Raw genomic sequence first — 2,426 nt, 5'->3', positions numbered from 1 at the left:
GTTCCCGGCTGCGCATTGTTTGCTGGCTGAGAAGGAATGTTGTCCTGATTAGGAAGTTCGGCGTTCACATCTGTGCCTGGCTGGGCCTCATTAGCAACAGGTACCGATTCTTCATTGCCACTCTCGTTGCTACCTACGTTTTCGGAAGCCTCTGTGCCCGGCTGAGCTTGTTCTGCTTCCTCAGCTGGAGCCTCATCGGCATTAGTGTCCGTGCCTGGCTGGGCTTCAGATGCCTCTTCTGCCTGCGCGGAGGCAGCACCTACGCCGGTTACAGCGCTGAGTGCGACCAGCGTGGCGGCACTGGTGGAAATAGCGGTGCGAATCTTGACCATTGGTCCCTCTCTACAATGTGGGTTTCATCTTCTCGTTCTGCGCATTCTGCGCGTTCTGCGCTTCCTGCGTCGCACCCCATTGTGTCTTGCACCCTGTGCTATTCCAACAGGAAAGCCGTACTATTTTCGGCCTTTAACTTTCTCTAAGGTTTTAACATGCGTTTACTTCCCCAGCGCATTAGGTATTTTGACGGTCTATCCCTCGGAATAACCTTTTTAAATTCACAGGAATAGTCGTGTTAAATCCACCCATAATGGGGCATTTTTCAATGTTGGTATTATTAGATGATATGTCACACTTCCTGCGGTTTACATAGAAAAACACCCCAGAAAGTGCATTTCTGGGGTGTTTTACCTGTAATAACAGTATTAGAAAGTACGCAATTACTACTCCTGCGGGGGTATCCCATTAAGCAATGCCATTAGGGACGATTTGGGGATTCGGTACTGGCCGCTAGGCAGGCGAACGACGCCATCAATTTTTCCTGAAGCGGCCCATGCCTGCACCGAACGTCGCGAGACATTGGGGAGCAACTCGGCAGCCTCGCCCGAGGTCAGCCACACTTCCCCCTCGTCTTGCCCTGCGTCTCCTGTAGTCATGTCGGTCATATTACATCTACTCCGGTTGGCGTCAATCACACACTTGGCACATTCTGCGCAGTCTGCGCCTATTGCGCCTTTTGCGTTATTTGTCTATTCTCGTTTCTACCTCGGGCCATAAATCTGGCTTGATCGAGGTTGTTTCTACCCATTTTTATCTAGGTAACACTCAGCCCTGCTAGGAGGGCTTTTATGGATACCAAAGTCGCTTTTCGTATCGACGAACGGCTCAAAGAAGAGCTGCAACATATGGCTATCTGTCAGCATACAACGATGAATGCTCTGATCGTTCAGTCCATTTCTGAATGTCTTGCCAGCTACCTTGGAGAACGCTGTCTGATTCAAAAAGGTCTAGCGCACTAGGTTTTTAGGCCCATAAAATGCGGGGCCATGGCGAGGAAGAAGAAAGTAGACCCCAATCAGATCTCCCTTTTCGACCTCTTAGGAGAAAGTACCGATGATTTACAAGGCGACAATTCAGCAAGCGTACAAGGACGCAGGTCGCGAGTTGAGCGAGCCAGCACTAACCGAGACGTACGAAGCAATGATGAATCAGTGGGAACAGGCCTCGGCGAGCAATCTGCAAATGCTCACCGACCGGTGGAAGCAGAAGACGGGCAAGCAGACAGTCGACGCACTAACGCGGGGCCAGCTTCTCAATCTGGCCGATCAACAGGCGAGCGAGGAAATTCGCAGCGAGTGGCTCGACCCGATAACCCAGGAGATCATCGAGGACAATCTTCTCCACGACGAGATGAATCCGCCGAGTCTGCAGATTCTCACCTCACCGAATCTGTGGATGACGCAGTGGAATCTTCTTCCCGACAACGACGCGCTCAACGAACTGGCAGCGAGTCTGTGGCCGGAGAAGAGCTCGAAGTGGCTGCTGGTAGCAACAGCGCTGCTGCAGGTCAGCGACCATCAGAACAAGGAGTACCCGACCGAGAAGGACTCGACGCTTCTTCCCGCCTTCGAAGCGAAAATCAATCACGCAATGACGCTCAACTAGATCCGGTTTGGACAAATATCGCCGCGATTGAGGCCGCTATTGCCTACCGCGACGGTGACAGTCTTGACGATAACCAGCGCCAGGCGTTGGAACACTACCGCTCTTGGGGCGCTTTCTCCCAGGTCTTCGATGAACACAACGAGCGCTACGCGCCTGCCCGCCAGCGACTTCGCGAGCTACTAAACGATGACGAGTACGCGGCTGCTCGACGCACCATTCTTACCGCCTACTACACTCCCCCAAGCCTTACTTCTACTATCTGGGATAGCCTTCGCACCGCAGGATATACCGAGGGCAAAGTGCTCGAACCCGGCGCTGGAGCAGGCGGTTTTATTGACACCGCACCCGAAGGCGCAGACGTTGTCGGCATTGAGCGCGACCCTATAAGTGCGCTTATCGCTAATGCTCGCTACCCCGAGTCGCAGATTCGCCGCGAGGACTTCGCGGATACTTCAATTGCTGATAATTTCTTTGTCGCCACTATC

Annotated in this window: 4 protein-coding genes; 2 read left to right on the top strand and 2 right to left on the bottom strand. The window is 53.0% G+C overall.

Annotation, left to right across the window (positions count from 1 at the left end; genetic code table 11):
• Together VJI95_RS07995 and VJI95_RS08055 are read right to left on the bottom strand one after the other, a co-directional pair.
• A partial coding sequence (locus VJI95_RS07995) for a hypothetical protein (RefSeq protein ID WP_324011080.1) occupies positions 1-332 on the bottom strand: 332 nt, incomplete at its 3' end.
• 387 nt (positions 333-719) lie between these two features.
• Positions 720-932 (bottom strand): helix-turn-helix domain-containing protein, encoded by a 213-nt coding sequence (locus VJI95_RS08055; RefSeq protein ID WP_420693742.1) that lies wholly within the window; start codon positions 930-932, stop codon positions 720-722.
• A 192-nt stretch (positions 933-1,124) separates the two neighbouring features.
• Here VJI95_RS08055 and VJI95_RS07990 point away from each other — a divergent pair, with 192 nt between their 5' ends.
• Positions 1,125-1,295, top strand: coding sequence for a hypothetical protein (locus VJI95_RS07990; protein ID WP_324011079.1), 171 nt, complete (start codon positions 1,125-1,127; stop codon positions 1,293-1,295).
• A 516-nt stretch (positions 1,296-1,811) separates the two neighbouring features.
• Positions 1,812-2,426: hypothetical protein (locus VJI95_RS07985; RefSeq protein WP_324011078.1), on the top strand; the 615-nt coding region annotated here is incomplete at its 3' end.

It is taken from the genome of Parvimonas sp. C2 (assembly GCF_035282405.1).
In the GTDB taxonomy this organism is placed as follows: Bacteria; Bacillota; Clostridia; order Tissierellales; family Peptoniphilaceae; genus Parvimonas.
This window is presented reverse-complemented; position numbering and strand designations above follow the sequence as displayed.

Excerpts from the sequence above, each read along its gene's own strand:
- VJI95_RS08055 (WP_420693742.1), bottom strand. The coding sequence starts at position 932 with ATGACTACAGGAGACGCAGGGCAAGACGAGGGGGAAGTGTGGCTGACC.
- VJI95_RS07990 (WP_324011079.1), top strand. The coding sequence starts at position 1,125 with ATGGATACCAAAGTCGCTTTTCGTATCGACGAACGGCTCAAAGAAGAG.